The 2,139-nt window shown below is 46.7% G+C and carries 3 protein-coding genes; 2 read left to right on the top strand and 1 reads right to left on the bottom strand.

The genetic code is table 11. The features are described 5' to 3' along the window. Both ACEN2J_RS20750 and ACEN2J_RS20745 read left to right on the top strand, forming a co-directional pair. Window positions 1-328: transposase domain-containing protein (locus tag ACEN2J_RS20750; RefSeq protein WP_442108655.1), on the top strand; the 328-nt coding region annotated here is incomplete at its 5' end. Beyond that, on the top strand, window positions 328-624 hold the full coding sequence (locus ACEN2J_RS20745; RefSeq protein WP_442108653.1) for a hypothetical protein: 297 nt from the start codon (window positions 328-330) through the stop codon (window positions 622-624). The genes ACEN2J_RS20750 and ACEN2J_RS20745, both read left to right, overlap by 1 nt. Before the next feature lie 146 nt (window positions 625-770). Here the strand turns inward: ACEN2J_RS20745 and ACEN2J_RS20740 are convergent, their stop codons facing one another. Beyond that, window positions 771-1,973, bottom strand: coding sequence for an O-antigen ligase family protein (locus ACEN2J_RS20740; RefSeq protein WP_442108651.1), 1,203 nt, complete (start codon window positions 1,971-1,973; stop codon window positions 771-773). Between the last annotated feature and the right edge of the window lie 166 nt (window positions 1,974-2,139).

The following is a 2,139-nucleotide window of genomic DNA, read 5'->3' as shown; positions in this document are numbered from 1 at the left end:
ATTCCGCTATGGCCTGAGCCGTCGGGACGCATTCAGCCTGTTCCTGACGGACGGTCGTGTGGCCATCGACAACAATCTAGCCGAGCGGGCCTTGCGCCCGATTGGAATAAGGCGGAAAAATTGGTTATTTGCAGGGGCCGACACCGGTGCGGAAACCCTCGCGCGTGCCATGACCATCATAGAAACCGCCAAGCTGAATGGCCTCGACCCGCAGGCCTATCTCGCAGACATCCTCGACCGGATCCACGATCACAAGATCAACAGGCTGGATGAACTGCTCCCGTGGAATTGGGTGCCGCTGGCCGCTGCCCATTCACAGGCCGCCTGATGGCTGCGGTGACCCATGTCTGCAGCATTGACTACGTCGCCAAAATGTTGGGCGAGGATGCCGAACTTCTTGAAGCGATCATCTACAACGACGACAACCTGACCTATGGAAACATCGTCAGCGTTTACGTCGGACCCGACGAAACAATCACCGCACTGACCGATGACGGAATCGAAGAGCTGACGGACATGATCCGCGCCGCTCGTATCACCAACAAAACCTGGCATGAGTTCCTTGATGACTTCGTGGATGACACCGATCTCGCGGCGCGCATCAAAGCTAAATCGCTGCGGTAACAATGGAGCGGTTACGGTGCATCAGCGGACAGCGGATACGGACGCTTTACGTGCGCTCCTGTATGAGCACGGCCATGTGTTTTCCATAGGAATGCGTCACCTCAGTCGTATGACGGCGCTTGTTAAGGATGATGAGCATTCCAACCTCATTTACGACTTCGTGATGCTAAAAGCCCAGTTGCTATCCCAAATAAGGCTGTATAATGAATGGTCGTTGCTTGGCTCGCCACAACTATACTGACGAATCCAGCAAGATAGCTAGCCCTGCGTTTCGCGTCACCTTTTAGACATTGCAGCACTCCATGTGACAAGATGTACGCTAGAAAAACCAAATATATAGATAACCCAAAGATGCCGGAATCATGTAGTATACCTATGAACATTTGGGAAATAGATATTTGCCGAGCATCAGTTGACCCCACGATACTTGCTACAAATCCCATTGATTCAGAGAAATCCAAAGGGCCATTTCCAACCAATGGAGATTCCGAGAATCGGTCTAGCGCATAACTGTTGACTATGTAGCGTGTTTGCAGGGTACCTTCTCGATTTATAGTGCCTTCAATATATGGATAAATGTAGCCCCAAAATGGAAACGTAAAAAATAGTACTAGAAACACAAATACACATGCTGAGAGTAATTTACTTGGGTGTCGGAGGGTGCCAGAGAAAACAAAATATACCAAAAGGCCTGCAATCAGAGCAGCATAGGGGCCTCGTGAAAAGGAAAGAAAAATTGCGAATATCGCTAGGGTAATAATTGCAAATCCATTTTTTTTCTCATTCAGTTTGTGAAGAGATAAGAGAAGAAAAAATGTTAGTGTTGAGCCGAATATATTAGGTTCTATGGTTGTAAACTTAACACTTTTGTCGTTCGATGTATTGCCGATGATCATCTGGCTTATAGATGAGGGTAGATATGGGGCTATGAAATAAGAAATAACTCCGCCGATAGAGAGATAGAGAACAATTTTCAAAGAGGTTTTGTCTGAGATATCCTCAATGTTTGGATGGGTCGCAAGGTATGCAGCAATTAGTGTTGGTATGGCGCATATCACAATTCCCTGTAGGTGTGATGCAGTACTTTCCGAGAAGTACGATGATAGCAAAAGGGATATGTTCCATAATGCAAGAACCAGTATCGACGGAGAATAGCTAGTGGTCTGCGTGAAGACTGTCCGTATTATGATATAATATATTAAAGGTAAGAGCAGAGCTAAAAATAGAAGCCGTTCAATGTTGAGGTTTTGCCCTAAAATGGAGAAGTATATTCCGCTGAATGCAGGCGCCCACAAGAATAGCGTAACCATAACTGTATCGGCATATTTTCGCCTAATTGCTTGATTCATCGACTACCTCTTACTGCGTCACGGCATCTATTTTGCGTACTTAATCTGATGCTATTAAACAACCCTTGTCGATCAGAGGTGGCTCGGAAAAGAGCTATGACTGAATCTGGTGTTTGGGCGGTTTGAAGGTTGGCGGCGTATCTGGTTGATTTGTTGTTGCGAGACA

This window comes from Pseudorhodobacter sp. W20_MBD10_FR17 (genome assembly GCF_052119765.1).
Classification (GTDB): Bacteria; Pseudomonadota; Alphaproteobacteria; order Rhodobacterales; family Rhodobacteraceae; genus Pseudorhodobacter.
Note: the sequence above shows the minus strand (reverse complement) of the source record. Positions and strands in the feature narration are given on the sequence as shown.

Excerpts from the sequence above, each read along its gene's own strand:
- ACEN2J_RS20745 (WP_442108653.1), top strand. The coding sequence starts at position 328 with ATGGCTGCGGTGACCCATGTCTGCAGCATTGACTACGTCGCCAAAATG.
- ACEN2J_RS20740 (WP_442108651.1), bottom strand. The coding sequence starts at position 1,973 with ATGAATCAAGCAATTAGGCGAAAATATGCCGATACAGTTATGGTTACG.